Origin of the sequence: Mycobacterium sp. E2733, from assembly GCF_001667585.1 — a bacterium.
Lineage (GTDB): Bacteria > Actinomycetota > Actinomycetes > Mycobacteriales > Mycobacteriaceae > Mycobacterium.
Genome location: NZ_LZJZ01000031.1, coordinates 29,907 through 53,440, shown reverse-complemented (window position 1 = coordinate 53,440; position 23,534 = coordinate 29,907). Strand labels below are relative to the sequence as shown.

The 23,534-nt window shown below is 63.2% G+C and carries 26 protein-coding genes and 1 pseudogene; 11 read left to right on the top strand and 16 right to left on the bottom strand.

From position 1 onward, the window contains the following. Nucleotides 1–195 precede the first annotated feature (195 nt). The 6 genes from A5678_RS07410 to A5678_RS07385 all read left to right on the top strand — a co-directional run bounded on the left by A5678_RS07410 (nt 196) and on the right by A5678_RS07385 (nt 7,510). Nucleotides 196–1,434, top strand: coding sequence for a thiolase family protein (locus A5678_RS07410; protein WP_068040392.1), 1,239 nt, complete (start codon nt 196–198; stop codon nt 1,432–1,434). 165 nt (nt 1,435–1,599) lie between these two features. Next, nucleotides 1,600–3,012: a mycothione reductase gene (mtr, locus tag A5678_RS07405; RefSeq protein WP_068040389.1), complete on the top strand. Its 1,413-nt coding sequence runs from the start codon at nt 1,600–1,602 to the stop codon at nt 3,010–3,012. A gap of 424 nt (nt 3,013–3,436) precedes the next feature. After that, nucleotides 3,437–4,429, top strand: a complete 993-nt coding sequence (locus A5678_RS07400) for an SIS domain-containing protein (protein ID WP_156746800.1) — start codon at nt 3,437–3,439, stop codon at nt 4,427–4,429. Further along, nucleotides 4,420–4,929: a YkgB family protein gene (locus tag A5678_RS07395; RefSeq protein WP_068040488.1), complete on the top strand. Its 510-nt coding sequence runs from the start codon at nt 4,420–4,422 to the stop codon at nt 4,927–4,929. Before A5678_RS07400 ends, A5678_RS07395 begins: the two co-directional genes overlap by 10 nt. A gap of 146 nt (nt 4,930–5,075) precedes the next feature. Next, the gene (gene lpdA / locus A5678_RS07390) at nt 5,076–6,485 is read left to right on the top strand and encodes a dihydrolipoyl dehydrogenase (RefSeq protein WP_068040385.1); all 1,410 of its coding nucleotides are present in this window, start codon (nt 5,076–5,078) and stop codon (nt 6,483–6,485) included. Between the two features lie 80 nt (nt 6,486–6,565). After that, a complete protein-coding gene (locus A5678_RS07385; RefSeq protein ID WP_068040383.1) occupies nt 6,566–7,510 on the top strand; it encodes an NAD(P)/FAD-dependent oxidoreductase in 945 nt (314 codons plus the stop codon). Nucleotides 7,511–7,573: 63 nt separating this feature from the next. Here the strand turns inward: A5678_RS07385 and A5678_RS07380 are convergent, their stop codons facing one another. The 10 genes from A5678_RS07380 to A5678_RS07335 form a co-directional block, all read right to left on the bottom strand. After that, nucleotides 7,574–7,978, bottom strand: a complete 405-nt coding sequence (locus A5678_RS07380; protein WP_068040381.1) for a putative quinol monooxygenase — start codon at nt 7,976–7,978, stop codon at nt 7,574–7,576. 118 nt (nt 7,979–8,096) lie between these two features. Continuing rightward, nucleotides 8,097–8,525: a Rid family hydrolase gene (locus A5678_RS07375; protein ID WP_068040379.1), complete on the bottom strand. Its 429-nt coding sequence runs from the start codon at nt 8,523–8,525 to the stop codon at nt 8,097–8,099. A 260-nt stretch (nt 8,526–8,785) separates the two neighbouring features. Then, nucleotides 8,786–9,463 (bottom strand): RraA family protein, encoded by a 678-nt coding sequence (locus A5678_RS07370; protein WP_231983594.1) that lies wholly within the window; start codon nt 9,461–9,463, stop codon nt 8,786–8,788. Then, on the bottom strand, nt 9,436–9,708 hold the full coding sequence (locus tag A5678_RS07365) for a DUF6510 family protein (protein WP_068040377.1): 273 nt from the start codon (nt 9,706–9,708) through the stop codon (nt 9,436–9,438). Before A5678_RS07365 ends, A5678_RS07370 begins: the two co-directional genes overlap by 28 nt. After that, nucleotides 9,705–10,466: a ferredoxin reductase gene (locus A5678_RS07360; RefSeq protein ID WP_068040375.1), complete on the bottom strand. Its 762-nt coding sequence runs from the start codon at nt 10,464–10,466 to the stop codon at nt 9,705–9,707. The genes A5678_RS07365 and A5678_RS07360 overlap by 4 nt, the downstream gene beginning before the upstream one ends. 8 nt (nt 10,467–10,474) lie before the next feature. Continuing rightward, nucleotides 10,475–11,074 (bottom strand): sulfite oxidase-like oxidoreductase, encoded by a 600-nt coding sequence (locus A5678_RS07355; RefSeq protein ID WP_068040373.1) that lies wholly within the window; start codon nt 11,072–11,074, stop codon nt 10,475–10,477. Nucleotides 11,075–11,187: 113 nt separating this feature from the next. Next, nucleotides 11,188–12,555, bottom strand: coding sequence for an NAD(P)/FAD-dependent oxidoreductase (locus A5678_RS07350; RefSeq protein ID WP_068040371.1), 1,368 nt, complete (start codon nt 12,553–12,555; stop codon nt 11,188–11,190). 327 nt (nt 12,556–12,882) lie between these two features. Next, a complete protein-coding gene (locus A5678_RS07345) occupies nt 12,883–14,298 on the bottom strand; it encodes an NAD(P)H-quinone dehydrogenase (RefSeq protein ID WP_068040370.1) in 1,416 nt (471 codons plus the stop codon). A 36-nt stretch (nt 14,299–14,334) separates the two neighbouring features. Next, on the bottom strand, nt 14,335–14,787 hold the full coding sequence (locus A5678_RS07340; protein ID WP_068040368.1) for a DUF5709 domain-containing protein: 453 nt from the start codon (nt 14,785–14,787) through the stop codon (nt 14,335–14,337). Nucleotides 14,788–14,895: 108 nt separating this feature from the next. After that, the gene (locus A5678_RS07335) at nt 14,896–15,303 is read right to left on the bottom strand and encodes a four-helix bundle copper-binding protein (RefSeq protein ID WP_068040366.1); all 408 of its coding nucleotides are present in this window, start codon (nt 15,301–15,303) and stop codon (nt 14,896–14,898) included. A gap of 736 nt (nt 15,304–16,039) precedes the next feature. Between A5678_RS07335 and A5678_RS07325 the strand changes: the two genes are divergently transcribed. Together A5678_RS07325 and A5678_RS27485 are read left to right on the top strand one after the other, a co-directional pair. Further along, nucleotides 16,040–16,717 (top strand): sigma-70 family RNA polymerase sigma factor, encoded by a 678-nt coding sequence (locus A5678_RS07325; RefSeq protein WP_068040362.1) that lies wholly within the window; start codon nt 16,040–16,042, stop codon nt 16,715–16,717. Nucleotides 16,718–16,827: 110 nt separating this feature from the next. Next, on the top strand, nt 16,828–17,064 hold the full coding sequence (locus A5678_RS27485; RefSeq protein ID WP_197502066.1) for a hypothetical protein: 237 nt from the start codon (nt 16,828–16,830) through the stop codon (nt 17,062–17,064). Nucleotides 17,065–17,141: 77 nt separating this feature from the next. Here the strand turns inward: A5678_RS27485 and tal are convergent, their stop codons facing one another. The 4 genes from tal to A5678_RS07300 form a co-directional block, all read right to left on the bottom strand. Beyond that, nucleotides 17,142–18,230, bottom strand: a complete 1,089-nt coding sequence (gene tal / locus A5678_RS07315; RefSeq protein ID WP_068040358.1) for a transaldolase — start codon at nt 18,228–18,230, stop codon at nt 17,142–17,144. A gap of 156 nt (nt 18,231–18,386) precedes the next feature. Continuing rightward, a complete protein-coding gene (msrA, locus tag A5678_RS07310; RefSeq protein ID WP_068040357.1) occupies nt 18,387–18,944 on the bottom strand; it encodes a peptide-methionine (S)-S-oxide reductase MsrA in 558 nt (185 codons plus the stop codon). Continuing rightward, on the bottom strand, nt 18,941–19,429 hold the full coding sequence (msrB, locus tag A5678_RS07305) for a peptide-methionine (R)-S-oxide reductase MsrB (protein WP_068040355.1): 489 nt from the start codon (nt 19,427–19,429) through the stop codon (nt 18,941–18,943). The genes msrA and msrB overlap by 4 nt, the downstream gene beginning before the upstream one ends. 32 nt (nt 19,430–19,461) lie before the next feature. Next, on the bottom strand, nt 19,462–20,232 hold the full coding sequence (locus A5678_RS07300) for an SDR family NAD(P)-dependent oxidoreductase (RefSeq protein ID WP_068040483.1): 771 nt from the start codon (nt 20,230–20,232) through the stop codon (nt 19,462–19,464). 475 nt (nt 20,233–20,707) lie between these two features. Here A5678_RS07300 and A5678_RS07295 point away from each other — a divergent pair, with 475 nt between their 5' ends. The 3 genes and pseudogenes from A5678_RS07295 to A5678_RS07290 all read left to right on the top strand — a co-directional run bounded on the left by A5678_RS07295 (nt 20,708) and on the right by A5678_RS07290 (nt 21,856). Beyond that, on the top strand, nt 20,708–21,019 hold the full coding sequence (locus A5678_RS07295; protein WP_068040353.1) for a putative quinol monooxygenase: 312 nt from the start codon (nt 20,708–20,710) through the stop codon (nt 21,017–21,019). Between the two features lie 171 nt (nt 21,020–21,190). Further along, nucleotides 21,191–21,370, top strand: a pseudogene (locus A5678_RS27770) (TetR family transcriptional regulator); the annotation flags it as partial. 3 nt (nt 21,371–21,373) lie between these two features. After that, on the top strand, nt 21,374–21,856 hold the full coding sequence (locus tag A5678_RS07290; RefSeq protein WP_231983602.1) for a TetR family transcriptional regulator C-terminal domain-containing protein: 483 nt from the start codon (nt 21,374–21,376) through the stop codon (nt 21,854–21,856). A gap of 10 nt (nt 21,857–21,866) precedes the next feature. Here the strand turns inward: A5678_RS07290 and A5678_RS07285 are convergent, their stop codons facing one another. Together A5678_RS07285 and A5678_RS07280 are read right to left on the bottom strand one after the other, a co-directional pair. Then, entirely contained in the window at nt 21,867–22,589 is a 723-nt protein-coding gene (locus A5678_RS07285) for a TetR/AcrR family transcriptional regulator (RefSeq protein WP_068040349.1), read from the bottom strand. 87 nt (nt 22,590–22,676) lie between these two features. Then, nucleotides 22,677–23,336 carry a GNAT family N-acetyltransferase gene (locus A5678_RS07280; RefSeq protein WP_231983593.1) on the bottom strand — a complete coding sequence of 220 codons (660 nt, stop codon included), beginning with the start codon at nt 23,334–23,336 and terminating at the stop codon, nt 22,677–22,679. Nucleotides 23,337–23,534 lie beyond the last annotated feature (198 nt).

Below are 23,534 nucleotides of genomic sequence, written 5' to 3'. Positions count from 1 at the left end.
GCCGGCGCCGCGCCAGACGTCGACGGTCACGAATCGTCGCTAGTAAGCAAGCACGCCTCGAGCTAATCACCCGGGCGATAAGAAGGTTGGGGTGACGACGACTCACCCTACCCAGGGGCAGCCTCATAGAGGAGCTGATGCCGGCGGGCTAAGTGGGCTACATCGCCCCAGTTCTACGCATTGGAAAGGGCATCGATGACTGAGGCTTACGTCTTGGGTGGCGTACGAACCCCATTCACACGCTATGGCGGCACGCTGTCGGGTATTCGGGCCGATGACTTGTTGGGTATGACTATGAGGGGCGCGTGCGACCGTCTAGGCGTGCCACTCGATGCCGTGGAAGACATCCTGGCGGGTTGCGTCAATCCTGCCCACGAGGGCATGGGCGACGTCGCGCGGTGGGCTGCATTGGCTGCCGGATTCCCTGACACCGCGGCCGGAGCCACCGTGAATAGGTTCTGTGGCTCGTCATTAACCGCGGCGGTGAGCATCAGCCACGCGGTCAAGGCCGGCGACCTCGGCCTGGGTATTGCCTGTGGAGTCGAGTCGATGTCTCGATCGGGCTGGGCGCTGATGAAGGGCGACGCCGCGTTCAGTCCCCGAGGGCCTGTTTTCATGCTCGACACCATGTGGAGCGGGGCTGGAGGACCGCCGAACCCGGTGTTGCTGGCCCGCAATGCATACATCAGCATGATCGAGACCGCGCAAAATGTCGCCGACCGCTACTCACTGAACCGCGCGGAGATCGACGCCTTCGCACTGCGATCCCATCAACGCGCTAAGGCCGCCCGTGATCGAGGTCGGCTGGCCAAAGAGATTATGCCCGTGACGATCCCCGCGATGAGGAAGACACCTGCCCGGGTCGCTGAACACGATGAGTTCGTCCGCGATGACACGACCGCCGAGGCGCTGGAGGCTCTACCCGCCCAGCCCGGCACCACCCAGATGACGGCGGGCAATTCCTCGCCGCTAAGTGATGGTGCCAGCGCCGTAGTCATCGCTTCTGGGGACCGAGCAGCCGAACTAGGCATCGAACCGGTGGCCCGAGTGGTATCGAGCGCGGTCTATGGCATCGACCCGCTCATAATGGGCGTGGCCCCCGCATGGGCGATCCCGGCCGCGATCCGCCGGGCAGGGCTTGTCCCCGAGCAGATAGACGTGTGGGAGGTACACGAGGCGTTCAGCGCCCAGGCGCTCGGCGTCCTGCGGGAATTGCCAAACCAGCTGGACGGGTTCGTGGTGCCAGACGACAAGCTCACACCCAACGGTGGCGCGGTAGCGATCGGACATCCCTTCGGGGCCACGGGAACTCGCTACTTGCTGACACTGGCGACCGAACTGGGTGAAAGAGGTGCCCGTTATGGGGTGATCGGGGTGTGTATCGGCTCCGGGCAGGCCGTGGCAGTGGTGTTGGAAAACGTTGGCGCAAAATGAAACGCGGATGCGTGAACAGGTGCGCGTAACTGAGAAACAGGTCGGGGACCGGCACTACCCCCGCTCGTCCGACACCATCACGAGCCGACCGGACTGCGATGTCGATTGGCCGAACGGCGTCCGTGCCGCAACCGCGCAATCCAAGCAGGTCACGAGGTTTCGGCCATGGACCATTTCGACATAGCGATCATCGGCACCGGATCTGGCAACACCATCCTCGATGAGCGCTACGCTGACAGACGCATCGCGATCTGCGAGCAGGGTGTCTTCGGTGGTACCTGCATCAACGTCGGCTGCATCCCGACAAAGATGTTCGCCTATGCAGCCGATATTGCGCAATCCGCCAGAGAATCATCACTATTCGGTGTTGATACGCGCGTCGACGGTGTCCGTTGGAACGACATCGTGTCACGAATCTTCGGCCGCATCGACCCACTGGTGGTGAGCGGTGAGCAATACCGCCGTTCTTCGCCGAACGTTGAGTTGTTCAACAGCCACACTCGGTTCGGCCAGACCATGGAGAACGGGCGCTATCGGCTGCGCACGGATGACGGAGACGAATTCAGCGCCGACCAGGTCGTCATCGCCGCGGGCGCCCGTGCCACCGTGCCAGACGCGATCACCAGGTGCGGGGTGCAGTATCACACCAGCAACACCATCATGCGCATCGCGAAGTTGCCCGAGCACCTGGTGATCGTCGGAGGCGGTTTTATCGCCACTGAGTTCGCACATATCTTCTCGGAATTGGGATCTCGGGTCACGCTGGTCATCCGTGGCGGGACGCTGCTCAGACGGTGCGATGACACCCTGTGTGAACGCTTCACCGATATCGCCAGCAAGAATTGGCATATTCGGAGCCACTGTAACGTGGTCGGTGGCGTCGAAGACAACTCTGGAATCACCCTACATCTTGACGATGGTTCACGACTTCACGCGGACACTTTGCTGGTGTCGACCGGCCGCATCCCCAACGGCGACTTGCTCGACGCCGAATTGGTTGGGGTCAAGGTGGTCGACGGTCTGGTGAGCGTGGACGAATACCAACGTACGACCGCGCGCGGCATATATGCCTTGGGTGATGTGAGTTCGCCATACCAGCTCAAGCACGTTGCCAACCACGAGGCCCGCGTGGTCAAGCACAACCTGCTGGCCGATTCGGACGAGACCGATACGCTGATGCGAGCCGATCACCGTTACGTGCCGGCGGCGGTGTTCACCGATCCCCAGATCGCGATGGTCGGCCTAACTGAAAATGAGGCCCGCGCACAAGGTTACAACGTCAAGTCGAAGGTGCAAGATTACGCAGACGTCGCCTACGGATGGGCGTTGGAAGACAAGACTGGCTTCGCCAAGATCATCGTCGACGATGACACCGGTCTGATCCTCGGCACCCATATCATGGGGCACCAAGCCTCATTACTGATCCAACCCCTGATCCAAGCGATGCGGTTCGGCCTGACCGCCCAAGACATGGCACGCGGTCAGTACTGGATCCACCCGGCTCTATCCGAGCTGATCGAGAACGCGCTGCTGGCACTATGCGGCGAGCCGCCTTGGCCGCCTCCACTCCGACACTGACGACGTCCCGCTCATCGCGGAACATATCTCTTGCCGCCGGTGAGAGACGGAAGTTCTGTAAAGCAGCGACGCCGTTGACCGGAATTGACGCTGCCATCCCGTCGGCCACGCCGTGGTCCGTCTTCACCCGGGTGAATCGGTCTCGAGGGTGATGCCATCTCACCCGGCACGTCAGCAAGCTCGTTGTCGACCAAGCGTTGCGGATCTTGACGCGCAACGCCCGGCCTCCCAGCAAAGCTGCTGCGTCTCGCCGGTGGTGTCGCACGACACTGTGGCCGAACCAGAACCATGTCGAACGACTAAGAAGGGGCGCTAACCGGTGAACCCCAGAACCGCACTGCTACTTTGCAATAGGCGGTTACCGCGCCGTCGGCCCACCGGGCGGGCCGGTGTTCACGTCGACGCCAGAGCTCAGGCTCGATCATTGCTCGAGTTCGATCGGGCACCGGTCTCTTTGGGCTTGTACGCATTGCTCCGCGATCGACATCGCCGCGTCGTCTTCACCGGTATGGGCGCATCGCATATCGCAGCACTGCCGAGCTGGAGGCGGCTCGTTGCGGCCGGAAAGGCGGCGAGGTGGATCGACACGGAAAACCTTTTAAAGCGCCCGCAATGCGTCACTCCGGATTCGCTGCTGGTCGCCACGTCACGATCCGGCTCCAACAAGCACGTGTGCACTCTGGCCGATCAGCTCGGCCGGACGGTGAGACCAGCCGCGGTGATGGCGATCACCGATGACGGGGCCAGTCCCCTCGCCGCGGTCGCTGACTGTGAAGTTCTGCTGCGTAGCGGGGCTTCGGGGAGCCCGAAAGGATTTCTTAACGCCCTGACAGTCCATGACTATGTCGCCTCGATGATTCTCAACGAAGACAATGACGACGTCTCCAGCACCGCGCGCGCTGTCGCTAGCACGACGCTGCCGGCCAAGCTTCACAGGGTGGCCGCCGACGTTGCGGCGCAAGAGGAGCCGCGCTTGGCTTACGTCGGGAGCGGCGAGCACTCGGCGGCTGCTTTGTACGCAGCGTTGCTCACAAACGAAGCTACTGAGATCGTCGCCCAGGGGCACATCGTAGGCCAACATCAACGCGACCTCGTGCTACGGGCAAACGCGCAATTGACTGCCGTCTTTTTCGGTTCACACAGCCGTCCCGACGCGGCAATGCGCGGGCTGGCCGCGGACCTGATGGCGGCGGGATCGAACGTGGTTATCGTCGGTGGCGCTGATGTCCCGGGTTCAACCTATGTTCCTAGCCACACAGGCTATGTCGGCGCCGAAGTCGCTTGCAACGTGGTGGTCATCGAGCACTTCGTCGCGGCCTTGACCACTTGGATGAACACACGTAATGCGCATGCGGGACTGGGTCCTGGCGCATGGCCAAGTAAATGCAGCGGAAGGAGAAGGATCTCATGGCTGTAGGCGAGACAACGGAGGTTAGTGGGCGGACAAGTCGGGTGTCACGACTGGCCGGAGCCGCACCGCTCATTGCGCGCTATGGCCTGGTCATCGTCATAGCCTGGTTCGGCGCAATGAAATTCACCTACTACGAGTCACACGGCGTATCACCGTTCGTGGCCCACAGCCCATTTTTGGGCTGGGTTTATCACATCATGTCGATCAGCGCGTTCGGCCGAGTGCTGGGCTCGGCCGAGTTAGTGACCGCAGCGTTGCTGGCGTTGAGGCCGTGGTATCCGAAGGCCTCGGTGATCGGCGGTGTGTTGGCGACAACGTTTTTTCTTGGCACGCTGAGTTTCATGGTCAGCACGCCTGGGATTGGTGAACCTACCGCGGGTGGCTTTCCGGTCCTGTCAGCCAATGGCGAATTCCTCATGAAGGATATCGCGTTGGTGGGCTTGGCCCTATGGCTGTTGGCGGACTCCATCAGTGCAACTCAACACCGGCTCGCACCGTCCCCCTGAGTCTTTGGCCCGCCACGGCGCGACTCAACCACCGAGTCACGCCGAAAACGTCATTCACACCTTCGATGTGCTTCTCGACAGGGTGAGCTCGCCTGTGAAAGATGCACCGACACAGCCACTTTACTCATCGAGGAGGGCACGGAGCGATGAGCACACCGGTCCCCCACCATTACGACCTGGTGGTCGTGGGTGCCGGCTCGGGCGGATACGTCGCCGGCATCCGCGCGGCCCAACTCGGCATGAACGTCGCGATCATCGAAGAACGCTACTGGGGTGGAGTTTGCCTCAACACCGGGTGCGTTCCGTCAAAAGCCTTGCTGCGAAACGCCGAGATCGCCTCCATCCTCACCCATCAGGCAGACGAGTTCGGTATTCGTGGTGACATCCACCTCGACTACGCCCGTGCCGTGTCACGCAGCCGCGAAGTCGCCGAGGCCCGGGTGCGCGGCGTGCACTTCCTGATGCGCAAAAACAAGATCACCGAAATCGACGGCCGCGGCCGGTTCAGCAGCTCTCACACACTCGATGTACAGCTACGTGACGGCGGCACAACCAGCCTCCGCTTCGACAACGCCATCATCGCCACCGGTTCACGGGTGCGAATGCTGCCCGGGGTCACCCTCAGCGACAACATCGTGACCTACGAGCAGCAGATCGTCGACGCGACAACACCCGAGTCGATCATCATCATCGGCGCCGGTGGAATCGGCATGGAATTTGCCTACATCCTCAACAGCTATGGTGTTGACGTCAAAATTCTCGAATATGCCGACCGCGCACTCCCCAACGAAGACGTTGACGTCTCAAAAGAATTGACCCGCCAGTACCGACGGCGCGACATCCCCATCCACACCAACACCAGGGTGGACTCGGTGATTGACCACGGCGACCACATCACCGTCACCCACACTGATCACAAGGGCCATTCGACCTCAGTCGACGCCGCCCGCGCGTTCATCTGCATCGGATTTTGCCCCAACGTCGAAGATCTCGGCCTCGACGTGCTGGGCGTCCACCTCACGGCAGGTGGGGCGATCGACATCGACGACTACATGCGCACCTCGGTTCCCCACATCTTCGCGATTGGCGATGTCACCGCCAAAGTTCAACTCGCCCATGTCGCCTCAGCCCAAGGAGTCATCGCCGCCGAAACCGTCGCCGGCGCCCCGACCATGTCCTTGGACTACCGCATGATGCCGCGCGTGACGTTCTGCCAGCCCCAGGTCGCCAGCTTCGGCTACACCGAAGGCCAGGCCCGCGCCACGGGCCGCGACATACGGATAGCCACGTTCCCGATGCAGGCCAGCGCCAAAGCGCATGGCTTGGGCGAACGCGCCGGATTCATCAAACTCATTGCCGACGCTGCCCACGGGGAGCTGCTCGGAGCACATCTTGTCGGGGCAGAAGTCAGCGAGCTACTCCCCGAACTCACCGCCGCCCAACTCTGGGATTTGACCGCCACCGAGCTGGCCCGCAACGTGCACACCCACCCCACACTCGGCGAGGGACTGCAGGAATGCTTCCACGCCGTTTCCGGGCAAGCCATCAACTTATGACGCCGACAGCGAGCCCGCATCCCTCCCCCGCGCCGACCCGGCAACGTCGAACGGCGGCCCGCCCGGCACGGCACCGACTGATGCGGTCCGCGGGCTGGGTTCGTGATGTCATCATCGTCGGGTCTGGCCCGGCCGGCTACACCGCGGCGATTTACACGGCGCGAGCCGGACTGGACACCATCGTCGTGGAGGGCGAGGTGCCCGGCGGTGCACTGACCGCCGCCGGACCGGTCGACAACTACCCCGGCGCCACCCCGTTCGTGTACGGACCCGCGCTGGCGATTGCGATGCGCGACCAGGCACAGCGCTTCGGCGCCGAACTCCACCCGGGCGACGTCGAACGATTCGGTCTCGACGGCGACGTCAAGACGGTCGCGGTACGCGACGAACTACACCATGCCCGAGCGATAGTCCTCGCGATGGGGTCCATCAACCGGCCGCTCAATGTGCCCGGCGAGCGCGACTTCTCGGGCCGCGGCCTCAGCACCAGCGCCAAACTCGACGGTGCGCAGTTCACCGGTTGCGAGGTCGCCGTCATCGGCGGTGGCGACGCCGCTGCCGAAGAGGCGCTCTATCTTGCGTCGCGGGCCCGCCACGTGACCCTCGTCCACCACCGGCCCCGGTTACGGGCATCCGCCATCGCCGTCGCTCGGCTCCGCGCCCATCCCAACGTCACAATCCTGACGTCCACGGAAGTGCTAGCCGTCCAAGGCGAACACCACGTTACCGGGCTGCGCATGCGCAATACGCATAACCCTGGTGACTACGACATCGATGTCGCCGCGGTCTTCGTCGCTGTTGGACAGATGCCTCGCTCGGATCTATTGAAGGGGCTCATCGACCTCGACCCCAACGGATACGTCCAGACCCGCGACCATACGAAGCACACTTCAATCGAGGGCGTATTCGCCGCCGGCGATCTGATCGACCGACGCTACCGTCAAGCGATCACCGCCGCGGCAACCGGCTGCGCGGCGGCACTGGACGCCGAGCGCTGGATCACCAGCCGCAACTTCCCCAGCTAACACGGCGGACTCGGGTCGGAACCCCAGGGTTCGACAAGATGCTCCTGAACCGGCATCGGGCGCCTAGTCCGAGAGCGCCTGATAATACGTCAATTTTGGCTTACCGCCTTCGGCCAACTCGCTGAGAGCTTTGCAGAAGGTGACGAAATGCTCTGTAGCGAAGTGTGATTCGATAGATTCCTGGTCACGGAACCTTTCGTAGAGCATGAAGTGGCCAGACCGGTCACGGTCCTCGTGGAGCCGGAAGACAGAGATGCCCGGTTCAGCCAGCGAGTTAGGAACCAGGTCATCGAGAATGGCGCGTAGCAACTCATCTCGTTTGCCGGCTAACGCTGCCGCTTCGGCAACCAGCACAACCTCCTTGGCGTCATGCATTGTCATCACTCCTCTTTCCTGGCGTCCGAAGCCCATCGGTGCTGAGATGTCGGCGCACGGGACTTCAGCCGCGCTCCCCACGGTCACGTCCATCCGCAAGGCACCACACTGGCGGACGCACTCGTACGAGAAATCACGCCGCCGCTTGTCAATTCGGACACCATGTCGAGATAGCGCCTTTCGCCTCGAAGCGTTGTGGGGGATTTGGCGTCTACTCGCTGCCAGATCCGACGATGGCGACGACCTCGATCTCAACGCGCTGGTTGCGCAGGGCGAGCGCCTCAACGCCCACCGCGGTCCACAAGGGAAGACTTCCGCCGAACCGCTTGCCGAACTGGGCCACCATTACCGACATGTGCTCATCACCAATGGATTCATCGGCCGTGGGGACGTGGTAGGAGTGAATGCTCACGACGTCGCGCCAGCTGGCGCCCGCCACAATCAGGGTCTTTTCAACGTTGTCGCACGCCTTGATGATCTCGTCCTCCAACGATACTGCCGACAAGGTGAAGTCCGCGTCCCAGCCTCCTTGGCCGGAGATCTCGACACGATCGCCGATGCGCACCGCTTGGCTGTAGTGGTTGCGGGTCCGGGCGATCGCGCCGTATCCGGGGGTGTCGAAGAATTCGGCCTCGGCCATGCGGTTTCCTCTCATCGTTGGTTGTCAAGCCATGGTTGTTGCCCGTGAGGTGCCGTCCGAGATGCCTGATCGGTCCACGCGTTTGGGGTCACGGCTCAGATCAACAACCACCACTATCGGCGCGCGTGGGGTGAGAAGTCCTCATCCGGTTGTGCAATTCACCCGGGTGGACGCCGGCGAGCACGACCATGGCGCGCTCGACCCCAGCCAGCCTTTGCGGCCCGCGCCCCCACGGCACTGTAATGCCTCGGACCGGCCGCTCAATACTCATTGCCTCCCAGGCTGGTTGCAGTTTCGCGTCTGATGGTGGCGATCGCCGACGCGTCCTCGACCGCGACCTGGTTGGCGGCGCGCAGCACAGCGCGCACATCGCCGGCGGGGATGACCGCGGCGCCGGAGGCGTCGGCGAAGACGTAGTCGCCGGGACGGACCGCTACCCCCGCGACCACGACCGGGCGGTTCGCCTCGTAGGGCGTGACCGCGTCGCCGCCCCACCGCGTCGTTTCGCCTCGGCAATAGATAGCAAGGTTGAGGCGTTCGAGCTCGGCGAAGTCGCGCAGCCTCCCGTCCGCCAGAATGCCGGCGAGCCGATGGTTTTCGACCCGCGACAGCTTTGTCCCCCCGCCCAGTGACGCGTCGGTGTAGCCGTTGCTGGCCAGGACCAGCACCCGCCCGTCGGCGCCGCCCTCGATGGCGTCGTAGAACAACGTCTTGAAGTTGTAGCGCTCGGGCGGGAGGGCGGCCCGGCACGCCGGGAAGTAGGAGATGGTCAAGGCCGGGCCGAAGAGCCTGCGACCGGGGGTCGGGCTCACCAGGTCTAGAAGGTGACACCGGTGCCGGTGAAATCGCCCCATGGCGTCGACGATGTCGGCGGTGCGCACGCGACCCGCGAGTGCGGCGAGGGACTGCATCAGCCCGCCGGCATGGGGACGCGCCACGAATCGGCGCCGCGGAAGTCGAGCCACACGTCGGTGGGCGTCTGCACAAGCCGGGCCAGAACGTTCCCGCAGCAGCGGCAGCGCACCACGATGCCGGGCCCGCCGTGATAGACATGACTCTCGGCGAACGCCGTGGCGCGAGAACATTCCCGGCATGTCAACGTCACGGTGGTGACATCGAACCCCAGCACTTCGGTGAATGCTCCGGCGACCGCGTTGCCGTCGACGTGCGTTGGTTCGGTCATAACTCCTCGTTCCTGGCTTGGTAGCTCGGGCCGAATCGCTCGGTCCGGATGGCGGACGGCTGATGACCCTGCTCAATCAGCGTCGCGGTGACCGATTCCACAAATCCCGTTGGGCCGCAGACATAGACGTGGCCACCGTCGGCGGGCGCCCACTCCGTCGGCGCGAGGTCGGCTGCGCGGACCCGTCCCGGCGGCCGGCTGGTCTGCGGCGCGGCCACCCGGGTGTAGACAAGCGCAATCTGCAACCAGCCACATTCGCTCTCAAGCCGGCGCAGCTCTTGGGCGTAGTACACGTCGTCGGGACTACGAACCGAATAGACCAGACGAAACTCGGCGTTGCCCGCGGCCACCCGCTGTCGCAGCATCGCCATCAATGGGACGATTCCAGATCCGCCGCCCACGAGCAGCACCCGAGCATCCTCGTCAGGCCGCCAGACGAACCACCCGCCGATGGGCCCGCGAAGTTCGATCTCGTCGCCGGCGACAAGTCCGGTGAGGTAGGGCGAGACTTCCCCGTCGGGAATCTGCTGCACGGTGAGCTCGATGCGCTCACCGTCGGCCGGCCTGCTCAGTGAATAGCTGCGTTGCGCGCTATACCCGTCTTCAGCGGTCAACTTGAGATCGATGTGCTGGCCGGCCAAATGGCCGCCCCAGCCCGGCACAGTCAGCCCGATCGTTTGCGCGGACTGGGTCTCTGATTCGGAGTGCACCACCCGTGCGACCCGCCAGCGCAACTTCGGTTTCACCTGCGACTCCACAGCCGTCGTCAATCCCCGGCGTAGCGTTGTTCTCGCCACGGGTCACCAAAGTTGTGGTAACCCAACCGCTCCCAGAATCCAGGGATGTCACTGTCGCGCAGCTCGATGGATCTAACCCACTTCGCGGACTTCCAGAAATACAGGTGCGGAACCAGCAGCCGCGCCGGACCTCCATGTATCGCGCCAAGCGGTGCCCCCTGGTACGCGTACACGATCCAAGCCTTTCCGCCCAGGAGATCACTCAACGGGAGGTTGGTCGTGTACCCGCCGTAGGAACCGACCAGTGCGAATCCGGCAGTGGTGTCGATTGATTCGAAAAGTGTGTCCAGAGAAACACCTTCCCACTCGGTATCCAGCTTGGACCACGTGGTGACGCAGTGGATGTCCGCGCTGAGCCGCTCGCTCGGCAGGAGCTTTAGCTGGCCCCACGACCACGAGTGTTCGGCGCCGACCTCGTTGCGGATGGTGAATCGCCAGTCGTCGAGGTCGATGCGCGGAGTCGGTCCGGCCTGCAGGACAGGGAAGTCCGCGGTCAGATGCTGCCCCGGTGGCAGCTCACGGTTCGCCTCAGCGCGTCGCCCGCGAAAGCCTTTGTTGACGATACTCATTGGTACTCCGTTTAGTGGTGGTGATCATCCCAAACAACTCCGACGTCAGATGTGCTGTGAAATAGGATCCTTGGAATCAGGTGCCGCCCGAACAACGGTGTTGTCGTTGAATCTCACTCTCCCCCTGCTGCCTTCGCGAGCTCGACAACTTCGCTGCCGGCGAATTGGGCGTCGGCACCGGATACGAACCCCATTGACAACACGGTGCGGGGAAAGAAGACGTCGGTCAGATATGCGAGTGCGACCGCCCAGCGGTTGACGAGCCGGGGAAGCGCGTAGAGGTGGTAGGCGCGGGCGACAAGCTTCGCGGGATAGCCCGAAAGGCGGACGCCCAGTGGGTTGGCAACGGCGTAGCGTGGACCCAGGTCGACGACCATGCCCTTGTCGCTATGGCGGTAGTCCTTTCGCTCGCCGTAGCCGAGACTTGCGGCGACGTTGCGGGCCAACGCCTTACCTTGCCGAGTCGCGTGCTGGGCGGTGGGTGGGGCGATCTTGCCCGGCTGGGTAAGGTCCGGAACGGCGGCGGCGTCGCCGGCGGCAAAGACGTCGGGGTGGCCTGGTACCTGCAGATCGGTCTGCACCTTCAGGCGGCCCCGCTCGGTTTCCAAGCCCAGCGTAGCGATCAGCGGTGACGGCATCACGCCAGCCACCCACGCTACCGTGTAGGTGCCGATGCGCGAATCATCGGTGAGCACAACATGATCGGCATGGACCTGCTTCAGGGTCGTGCCCAACCGCACGTCGATTCCGCGAGAGCCCAGCGCACGCATCGCCGCGTCGCCGAGCTTCTGCCCCAGCTCGGGCATGACGCGGTCGGCCAAGTCCAGCAGCACGAACCGCACCGAAGCCCGATCGAACCCCATCTGTTTCGCCGCCGCGTCGGCGAGCGCACGCAGCTGCGCCGTCAGTTCAGAACCGGAATACGACGCACCGACAACGACAATCGTGCGCCGCGCGGCCGCGCGCGCCTCGTTTTCGTCGGCGCAAGCCAGTTCCAACTGCTCGATCACACGATCACGCAGATACAGCGCCTCGGCCGTCGACTTGAGCCCGTGTGCGTGTTTGGTCAAGCCGGGTGTATCGAACAGCCGGGTCACCGAGCCTGGTGTCAAGACCAGCCGATCCCACGACAGCTTCCGCACCCGGCCCTCAGGATCGGTGAACGAGAGCATATGCCGATCGAAGTCAACGCTGTCGACCCGGCCGCGCACGGCATATACGCCCTTGAGAGTTCCGGCCAGCGGAACACAGACAAACCGCGGGTCGACCAGTCCACCGGCCACGTCCGCGAGCAAGGGTGTGTACTGCAGGTAATCGACCGGCGAAACGATCGTCACCCTCACATCGGAGGCGCACGCCCTGTCTAACCGACGGACCAGTCGGAGCGCGCACTCGAAAGCGGCGAACCCACTGCCGACGATCACAACCGAGGTGGCGGGTTCCGCCTTCTCCGGTCGACGGCGAAGCGGGACCGCGTTCATATCTCTTCTCCTGTTTGGTATTCGGGTATCGACATCCGGTTGGGATTGAGCGAGACCGCGCCGTTGTAGACAGCTGTGCAGATTTCCCGTAAGAGCATCACCCGGCCCTGATCCATCTGTCACCACCCCTCAGCATGATTCACCCGGGTGATAAGGCTCGTGCTGCGACCGCTGCGTCGGGAGGGCGGGGCACAGAGTGCCGCAGGCGTCAGGGATATCGAAAACGCCGCCCAGCCGCGCATCGAATCATGCCTCGCACGCGGGGCGGGGCGGCCGAAGAGGCACAGCGACGAACCGGGCCAAAGGACTCATCGGATCGTTCGTGCGTCAGCTCAGATCATCACGGGCTATGAGCCGGCGGGCGGCTTCGGTGATCGAGCCGGACAGCGACGGATAGATGGCAATTGTCTGCGCCAAATCGTCCACGGTGATCCGGTTTTGAACAGCCATCGCGATCGGCAGTATCAATTCCGAAGCGATGGGCGCCACGACCACGCCGCCGATTACCACGCCGCTGTCCTGTCGGCAGAATAGCTTGACGAAGCCCTGACGCAGCTCCGACATTTTCGCCCGCGCATTGGTTTTCAACGGCAACATGATGATGCGGGCCTGGATCGGGCCGTTGTCGATCGCGATCTCCGAGACGCCGACCGTCGCGACCTCGGGGTGGGTGAACACCGTCGCCGCGACGGTGCGCAACCGGAGCGGACTCACGGCTTCGCCGAGCGCGTGATACATCGCGATCCGGCCCTGCATCGCGGCAACCGAGGCTAACGGTAGAACACCAGTGCAGTCCCCCGCGGCGTAAATGCCCGCGATCGGTGTCCGCGATACCCTGTCTACGGCAATGTAGTTGTCCGGCCCCGGTTCGATGCCGACGCGCTGTAGACCTAGCCCGGCGGTGTTGGGCACCGATCCGAGTGTCATCAACGCGTGACTGCCCTCCACGGTGCGGCCGTCAGTCATTGTCACCAGTACCCCGTCGTCGGTGCGCCTGACCGATTGTGCCCGGGCCATTTTGATCAGTTTGACGCCGCGCTGGGCGAACGATTCCTCGAGCACCTTCGCGGCGTCGGTGTCCTCGTACGGCAAAACGCGGTCGCGGCTGGCCACCAGTGTCACGGTCACACCCAATTCGGTGTAGGCGTTGGCGAATTCGGTGCCGGTCACCCCGCAACCCACCACGATGAGGTGGTCGGGAAGCGAGTCCAGGTCGTAGAGCTGGCGCCAGGTCAAGATGCGCTCGCCGTCGGGGGGTGCTGACGGCAGGATCCTGGGACTGGCGCCGGTGGCGATCAGCACCACATCGGCATCGCGGATCGTGGTGTGGCCGTCGCGGGCGGTCACCTTGACGCGGTGACGCGCGAGACCGGGAGCCGCGTCAACCAGCTCGCCGCGCCCCGCGAGCAACTCGACGCCCATGCTCCGCAGCTGGGTGGTGACGTCGGCCGATTGTTCGGTAGCGAGCATCTTGACCCGGTGATGGATTTCTGCCAAACAGATCTCGGCGCCGTCGGCGCGAATGTCGAAACCCAGGCGGGTTGCTCGTCGCAGTTCCGTACGCAGCCCTGTGGAAGCGATGAAGGTCTTCGATGGTACGCAGTCGCACAGCACCGCGGCGCCGCCGATCCCGTCGGAATCGACCACGGTGACGCGGGCTTCGGCGGGACCTCGTGCAGCCGCAACCAATGCCGCCTCGTACCCCGCCGGGCCGCCACCGAGGATCACAATGCGAGTCACCACAGCTCAGATTTCACCGGGAGGCGGGCCGACAGGTCATCAAAGACGCCATCCCCCACCATCGCTGGCGTCGTCGTCGAAGACGATATGCATGGCGGCTTCCTCGGCAGAGGCAGCGCCGCCGTCAATGCCGACGTCATGGGCGAGGTAATCCGTACCAGGATCCGTAGGGTCGACGTCGAAGGCGACGAGCCGACCTGCGCGCATGTCGCCGACCTGATCGTCGATGGGCTCGCCATCGCTATCGGCGCTGTCACCGATTCCGTCGCCGTCCCACTGATCGGTCACGTCGGGCACCTCACGGGCCAGCCGGCGCGCCAAACTTTCATGGGTCCGCGCTTCCCTCGTGGTGAGCCCCCAGGCCAGTAGTTCGCGTGGGCGTTCCGGGGGCGAGTAGCCCTCGTCGAGGTCGCTGCCCGTCTGCTCTGAGTCGAGGCTTTCTTCTGGTTCAAGCAGATGGGCCTGCACGTCGTCGAAGTCAGAAATCCCCATCAGCTTGGGCTCCGTCCCGTATCTCCAAGGTCACATTCGCAAAGCGACGTTCGGCAAAAGATTGACATCATGCAGCCTCGGACAGTCCACGCCCGCTCGGCGGTTGTCTCAACCGAGCGCCTCGACAAGCTCGCGGCAGGCGCGTTCACAGCGACGGCATACCTCGGCGCACACGCGGCAATGCTCGTGTTTCCGCGCGTGCCTGTCGCACTCGTCCGCGCTTGCCTTGCAGGCGGTGGCGCACGTTTCGAGCACCGTCCGAGTCAAGTTGGCGTCGTAGTCCGTGTGCCGGGACAGGACGCGGCCAGTTGTCGCGCAGACATCCGAGCAGTCAACGCAAGTACGGATGCATTTGGTCAAGTGATAGACATCCTCTTCACTGAGGCAGGCGTCCGCACACGCGGTGCAAACTTGGTCGCATTCGAAACAGGCGTCGATACACGCGACCAGCTTGGCTCTGTCGATCCGGCCCAGATCTCGCGGGTAGGTCTCCAGCATTCTCTCGGCGGCGCTCACATGTTCTCCTTGTTCAGGGCGATGGTTGTCTCTTCGGTGCTGGCCTTCCCGTCCAAGGCGCCACCGGGTGCGCCAGTCCCCTGCTGCGCTTCTTGAACAACAGACCACGCTGTGCGGGTAGACGTTACGAGCATGGCGCAGAGGGGGGGTGAACTGTCGTCGCCCACCTTCGTCATTCACCCGGGTGATAGTTGGACGCGGATCGCATCCCCCGCCACGCGCCGGGCGCTCCCATCGACGTCTTGCCCGATCAGAGTGCGGCGATCTGTGCGCCTGGACTTCAAAAGTTACGTCGATCACGGGGTCGAGGCGAAGCGCAGCTCTGCGCGCACCAATACACCATCAAGCCACGGCACGAACGGCCAACTTTATGTAGGTGGCGCGGGCGCTCATCCGGATGAATTACCTCTGCGGGTGATGACCACTCACCCCGCGGTGGTAAATGCTGGCACCAGATCGGCGAGCGGAGGTGCTGTGGAGGCGAGGAAAGACCGTACCGACGGTCAAGGCTGCGCCAGGCCGGGATCGGTCCGGCAAGGAACGCGCTCGAGCGGGGATGGCGCGAACACGACGTTGGTTGCTGAAATCCCCGACGTACGCGACGTAACCGGTTCCTCGCGACGTTCGGTCGACGAACGGGGCCGGACCCCCTTCTCGTACGGGCCTTGCCTGACTCGGGCAGGCGGTGGCCGGCCTCCGCGCGTGTCGATACCTCTTGCGATGGCAGGACCGTAGCGTGGCTCGGGTGCGCGCGGAGTGCGCCAAGACGCCAGACGTCCCGTTGAGCGTTCAATTTGAACGCGCCGTCATCCCGCTCTTTGAGCCGCTGTTCCGGCAAGCACTCCGGCTGACCTCCAATCGGGTGGATGCGGAGGACCTGGTGCAAGAAACGTTACTCAAGGCCTATGCCGGTCTGCATGCATTCGAACCAGGAACGAACCTCAAAGCATGGCTGCGGCGGATCATGATCAACACCCATATCAACGGCTATAGGAGGCAAAAGAGCCGTCCCGCACAACATCAGGCTGGTGAGATCACCGACCGGCAGTTGATGGCCGGTGCCCCACGCACCCCTGACGGGCTACGGTCGGCCGAAGATCAGGCGCTCGAACTGCTGCCCGATCCCGACCTCAGGGCGGCAATGATGGTCTTGCCCGAACAGTTTCGCATCGTGGTGTATTTTGCCGACATCGCGGGATACTCGTACAGGGAGATCGCCGCGATGACAGAAACCCGGCAGGGAACCGTCAGTTCGAGGCTTAACCGCGGCCGAAAACTATTGCGCGAATTCCTATTCGACGCATCGGTCGACCATGCACCCAGGACGATCGGCAAGACCTCGGTCGGAACAAATAAACAACGCGCAATTGTCAACGGCGCCGATTGCGGTCATCCGGCAGGCGCTGATCACTGACTTTCTCGGGCGGCGCCGACGGTGCCAGAAATACCGAATGGTGCAATACGCACCAGCCCGGGTGCTCGGGCACCGCTGTCGAGCTCACGCGCGGGAGATCAGGAGACGTCATGAAAAAGGGAAGAGCTCAGTGCGAGGGTACGGTCACCCCGTCGTCGTCATGGGGTATGGGCCTGAGGTTGCCGGCAGCGGAACATTTGGTGTTCTATGCCGGCGTCAGTGCGATGGCCGTGTTTGGAATCATGGAATGGCCCGTCGTCGCCGCTTTGCTGCTGGGCCACACGCTCGTCAACGCGCAGCACAACAAGGTGCTTCAGTCACTCGGCGAGGCGTTGGAAGAAGCGTAGCCGCTCCGCGCACCGCCCTCGGCCGCCGACCATCGGATCATCCATTAGATGGACGAGTGTTGAAGCGTTGCAGGTGTTCAGCGGTGAAGTGCTCGCGACCAAGACGCCGCAAACTTGGACACCCCGTTGTCTTCGAGCACTGTGAACACGTCGGGGAGATCAACACCGACCGCGGCCAACCGATCGAACACTTCCTGTGCGTGCCTCGTCATGCGAGTGACGGTTTCACCGGCGATCACGCCGTGGTCGGCCACCGCTTCCAGGGTCGGCTCGGGAATGGTGCTCACCGTGTTCGGTGCCACCAGTTCCGTAACGTACAGCGTGTCGGGGTATGCGGTGTTTTTTACTCCGGTGGACGCCCATAGCGGGCGTTGCACGCGAGCGCCGGCGACCCTCAGAGCGGCGTAGCGCGGGTCGGCTTCGAAGACCTGCTGGTAGCTCGCGTAGGCCAACCGCGCGTTGGCGATGCCCGCCTGTCCCCGTAGTCTGAGTGCCTCATCGGTGCCGATCTCCTCCAGTCGCTTGTCGACTTCGGTGTCCACCCGGGATACGAATAATGAAGCTACAGAGTGGATTTGGGACACATCAGCGCCTGCCTGGCCCGCGGCTTCGATCCCGGCCAGATACGCGTTCATCACCGCTCGATGCCGTTGGACGGAGAAGATCAGCGTGACGTTGACGGAGACACCTTTGGCCAGCGCAGCCGTGATCGCCGGCAGCCCGGCTGTGGTCGCCGGTATTTTGATGAACACGTTGGGACGGTCAACAACCTTTGCCAACTCGACGGCCTGCATGACTGTCGCATCGGTGTTGTGCGCCAGCGACGGGTCGACTTCAATGGACACTCTTCCGTCGACGCCCTCGGAAACCTCCCACTGCGGGCGCAGCACATCGCAGGCCGCCCGGACGTCGTCGGTGATCGCCGTGCGGACCGCGGTGTCGATATCGGCACCGCCGCCCGTCAGCTCGGCGATTTGGCCGTCGTAGGCGCGGCCGCGGGAGAGCGCGCGCTCGAAGGTGGACGGGTTGGTGGTCACGCCGACAACGCTTCTCGTGTCGATCAGCTGCTGCAGCTTGCCTGATTGCAGCAGGTCGCGCGACAGGTCATCAAGCCAGACCGATACCCCCGCCGCGGATAGTGCAGCCAGATTCGGGTTCTGAGTCATCCCCTGAACACTGCTCGCCGGTCGGTGGGTCGCGGTACAACTCGTCCCAGAGCACACACGGCGCTATAGAGCACCAACGGCGTGTAAACGCTCAACAACACCTGCCGTTCAGGCGGAGGGGTCAGGCCCTTGTCCTGAGTTATCGAGCCCACGACGTCATCTAGTGTGCTCGACATGTTCCTCCGTAGGTGTCGCCGCGCCGGCGCCATCAACACGGCTGGGTAACTTCCACTCGGGGCGGATGTAGTGGCACGTATAGCCGGACGGATAGCGCTGTAGGTAGTCCTGATGCTCGGCTTCGGCTTCCCAGAACTCGTCCGCTGGGATGACCTCGGTGACGACCGTGCCCGGCCAGAGGCCCGAAGCCTCGACGTCGGCGATGGTGTCCACCGCGATTTGCTTTTGCTCGTCGTCCAGGTAGAAGATTGCCGACCGGTAACTGGTTCCGACGTCGTTGCCTTGCCGGTTCTTGGTGGTCGGGTCGTGGATCTGGAAGAAGAATTCCAGCAGTGCCCGGTAATCGGTCTCGTCCGGGTCATAGGTGATTTCAACTGCCTCGGCGTGACCGGGGTGGTTGCGGTACGTGGGATGCGTGTTGCTGCCACCGGTGTAGCCGACCCGGGTCGACACCACACCGGGACGCCCACGGAACAGGTCCTCCATGCCCCAGAAGCACCCGCCGGCGAGAACGGCAATCTTGTCGTGGTCAGTCATGAATTCTCCCCGCCGACGCTTTGGTGGTGCTCCGACACGTCTTTGGTGAACAGGGTCAGATATTGCCCGTAACCCTGGGCTTCCAAGTCATCGCGGTGGATGAATCGCAGCGATGCGGAGTTGATGCAGTAACGCAAGCCGCCGGCTTCCGGGGGGCCGTCCGGGAATACGTGGCCCAGATGGCTGTCGGCGTGGGCGGAGCGCACCTCAACGCGATCCATGAAGTGGCTGCGGTCGCGCCTCTCAACGACGCTGTCGGCGTTGATGGGCTGGGTGAAGCTGGGCCAGCCACTTCCGCTGTCGAATTTGTTCAGCGAGGCGAAAAGCGGTTCGCCAGAAACAATGTCAACGTAGATGCCGGGTTCGTGGTTGTCGCAGTACTCGCCCGTGAACGGAACTTCCGTGCCGTTCTCCTGGGTGACGCGGTATTGCTCGGGGCTTAACGCGTCGACTGCGGCAGGGTTCTTGCTGTATTGGTGTGACACCTGATCTCCTTCGTTTCAAAGCCTTGATTGGATCAATTACGGCCGGCCATGACACCGCCGTCGACGTTGAGAATCGCGCCGGTGACCCAGCTGGCCGCATCGGACAGCAGATACGTCACGGCGTTGGCCACGTCGGCCGGGGTGCCGACTCGTCCCAGTGGATGAAGGGGCGCGAACGTGGCCAAAGTGGCGTCGATCTCGTCCTTCGGGATAAAACCCTCGTAGAGTGGCGTCTTGACGACGGCCGGGGCAACCGCGTTGACGCGGATCTTGTGCTCGGCGAGCTCGATAGCCAGGTTATGGGTCAGCGCATGCAGGCCGGCCTTCTGCATCGAGTACACCGACGAAGGGGTCGCTCCGATCGCCTGATGTGCCCACATGCTACCGATGTTGACGATCGAACCGCCGTCGCCGCGTGCGATCATGCCCTCGACCACGGTCTGCGTCAGAAAAAACAGGGCGTAGTTGAGCTCCATGTACGAGTCATAGGTCAGCGCTTCGAATTCGAGAAACGGCTTGGGCACAAAGAATCCAGCCGCGTTGACCAAGAGTGTCGCATCGCGGTGCTGCTCGGAGATCGCACGTTGAACGTCGGCGACCGCGCTGCGATCGGTCAACTCGGCCGTGATCCCCCAGGCTTGCCCACCCTGGTCAGTCAGTTCGGTCACGGTGTCATCCACACGGCCCTTTGACCGACCGACGATCACCGCGCTACCGCCGTGCCGCACGATATCGGCGGCGACCTGCCGCCCCATACCGGCGCTGCCTCCAATGATGATGGCCTTCTTGGAATCGAAGTGCATGGTGAGACCTTTCTGCTTCTCGTTCTCGGCGACCCTGCTGGACCCTTTGCCCGGCAAGAAGAGTTGCAGTCCGGGCGATTACACCCGGTGCCATGCGTATCGACCTCGAACTGGTATCAATCTGCTGCCCGACGGGGTGAGCTGTCATCACCCCAGCTTGGTTTCACCCGGGTGAGTTCGGTTACGGCGGCAAGGTCAGCTGCCGAAACCCAATGCATTGGCGTTCTTCGTTGTCGTTCGCGCCGCGATTGGCCCAAGAGCCGATTGGGAGTGGACCCGAAGTGGGTTACAATCCCCAGAACACACGAATAGAAGGTAGCGGTCGCGACTGTCGTTACCCCGCCGGCGGTTCTCATCTACGGCAACGGGTGTGGCAAATCGTCTGACGCGATTACGCGCGCACGAATGGCAATGCCTGCAGGGCACTAAGTTCCGCGATCGCGCACAGCCTTAGGCAACGGTAGGAGTGTCAACCATGTACGGCTCAGATGAGGAAGTGGTGCTGATCACCGAGGCCACGGCTTTGCCAGGGAAAGGAGACGACCTCCGGCGGGCGTTTACTGAATTAATCCCTCAGTCGCTGGCCGAGGGAGACGTTAGCACCTTCAGGCTCCACGAAGACCGTTATCGGCCGGGACATTTCACGCTTTACCAGCGGTTCCGCAATCAGCACGCGGTAGACCTTCACGTCCAAACCAATCACTTCGCGCTCAACGTGGACGCCTTGGCCCAGTTCGCTGAGGGCGGCAAGTCCCGGGTCACCTTCTACCATGTACTGAGTCGTTGAATCCGTCTTGATTGAACAGAAGGTGTGATTTGCCGAGGTTGCTCACCGCTGGGATGACCCGACCGGCGACCGCCGCTGCGGAGCGGTTCACCCCCGGGCACCGCGGCGTAACCCAATACAATGACAAAGACACAGCAAATCACCACTTCGACCTCATTGTGATAGTCGGACATGATTGATGACACCGCGGTCGGCCTGACCCCACGGGGTCGGGCGACATATGCACGTATCGTCGGAGCGGCCGCTGATCTGGCGTACAAACAGGGGCTACACAACACCGCCGCCAACGACGTCCGTAAGGCCGCCTCCGTGAGTGGGTCGCAGATGACCCACTACTTCAAGGACAGGCATGCCATGGTGCGCGGCATCATCGCTTGGCGCCGCAATGAAGTGGTCGCGTTCCATACTTCGGGCGAACTGGCCAGGTTGGACAGTTTCGAGGCGCTGCAAAAGTGGGCCGACCTCAACGTACAAAAGCAGATCGACGTGACCTGCGCGGGCGGGTGCACGTTCGGTTCTTTGGTCGCCGAATTAGTTCCATCCGTCAGCGATATCCGGGGAGACGTCAGCGCGGTCTACGACGAGTGGATCGCGCTGTTTCGCACCGCATTGACGTCCATGCGCAATCGCGGAGACGTGCGCCCCGACGCGGATCCGTCGCATCTCGCTCGGGTGCTGGTCTCCGCGCACCAAGGCGGATCGCTCGTCACCCAGACCACCCGATCCATCAATCCGCTGCGCGACGCGCTCAATGCCGCCGTCGATTACGTCCGTTCGTTTGCGACCCAACCTTCGACCGCCGCGAAACGGCGCCGCAGAGGAGAACGAGACGCCTAGCCTTCGCTGGTCATCGCGCCAGAGACTTCATCGGCATCGGCGTGTGAGCCGTGGCCGCGGCAGCCTGAGCGACTTTCACTGGGATTGGTGGCCGTCGGTCAGGCGGGCGAACGGCGAACTGGCGCAAGTAGTTCAATGCGAAGATCAGGGCGTCACGATTGGGCCAGGTCTTGCCGTATGCGCCGCTCATCAGGCCTCCACCCTCATGCGCGGTCACCAACACGTTAGCCAAAGCCGCGGGATCAGCGGACTCACGGAGCAACCCGCTCTTCTTCATTCGTGACAGACCACGGCGCAACAGCGCCGTCCATTGCCGGTAACCTTCCGCGAGCAGTTCGCGCGTCTGCTCATTGTGCTTGCCTAATTGGCCGGCCAGCATCCCATACGTCGGCAACGCCGGGTGGCGGCTCCGACGCCGGCTCAATACCAAGGTGAGCTCGACCCACTTCTCGAAATCCTCGAAGGTATCCAGATTCTTCAGCGCTGCCTGCCGATGAAAGTCCAGCAGCACCTCAGTTTGCCGAGCGATTACGGCTCGAATCAGCGCGTCCTTGTCGGCAAAATAGTGCGCCAACTGTGAGCCACTGACCGAGGCGGCTTGCCGTAGCCGATCCTGACTTACCGCGGAAACCCCCTCGGTCACGAACAACTCCGCGGCACAGCTGATGATGCGATCGCGCGTTGCCCGCCCGCGGCTTGTCGCTGGCAGTCGGTCGGCATCCTGGGGGGCCATGCCATCAGATTACGGGCTGATTGGCGATCTGGGGTCCACGCCCCACTACGGCTCGGGGGGCACGTGAGGGGCCGCACAGTGTGATGTTCAGGGCTGTTGCGACCCCGGCGCCGGCGCGCAGGCCGGCTCCGGCAAGTCCAAATCAGCTTTGCTCAGACGGTAGACCTCAAGGGTCAGGTTGTAATACTTGTCGGTCTCACCGACCCATTCCATCCCCACTCGCCGCGCCGTAGCCACCCCGCGACGATTGCCTGGCCGCACGACGGCGAATACCTCACTGACACCGACGTTTGTGAATGCTTGATGGGCGACCGCATGACCGGCTTCCGCACCGTAGCCGTGGCCCCACCTGGCGGGTGCAACCTGCCATCCGATCTCGAGATCGGTGCGGCCGGGCGGCAGTGGGAGTAGCGCCACTCCGCCGATTAGGTCGCCAGAGTGTCTATCGGTAATCGCCCATCGGCCGAGGGGGAGGCCGGTCGCATCGCTTTCGGCGATCCATGTGCCTAGGAGTTGGCGCATGGTGGCGCTGTCGCTGATCACTGGCAGCGCCGGACACAGCCAACGCGAAACGTCCGGCACGCTGTATATCCCGTAGGCGTCGATGTCGTCGTCGAGTTCCCATGGGCGCAATAGGAGCCGAGTGGTCAGGATGCGTCTCGTGTCAGGGTCCCATTCGACGTGGCGATGCTCATGCATTTGAAACTCCTGGGCTTTGTTGTACGCATACTGGGGAAAGTCACCCAATCCTAGCAATTTGCGGAAAAGTACGATCGGCGGCCTCAGGCCAGTTGGGACCACCCCACATGCGTGACATGATGAAGTAGCCCAAGCGGAAAGCAACAGGGCCGCGTGCTTCCTTTGTCGGGATCGAGGGCAACTGGCTGGCGACGTTGACACCTTGTCAGCGGGCCCGCATATGCCACGAACGAGTCGCGTTCGCAC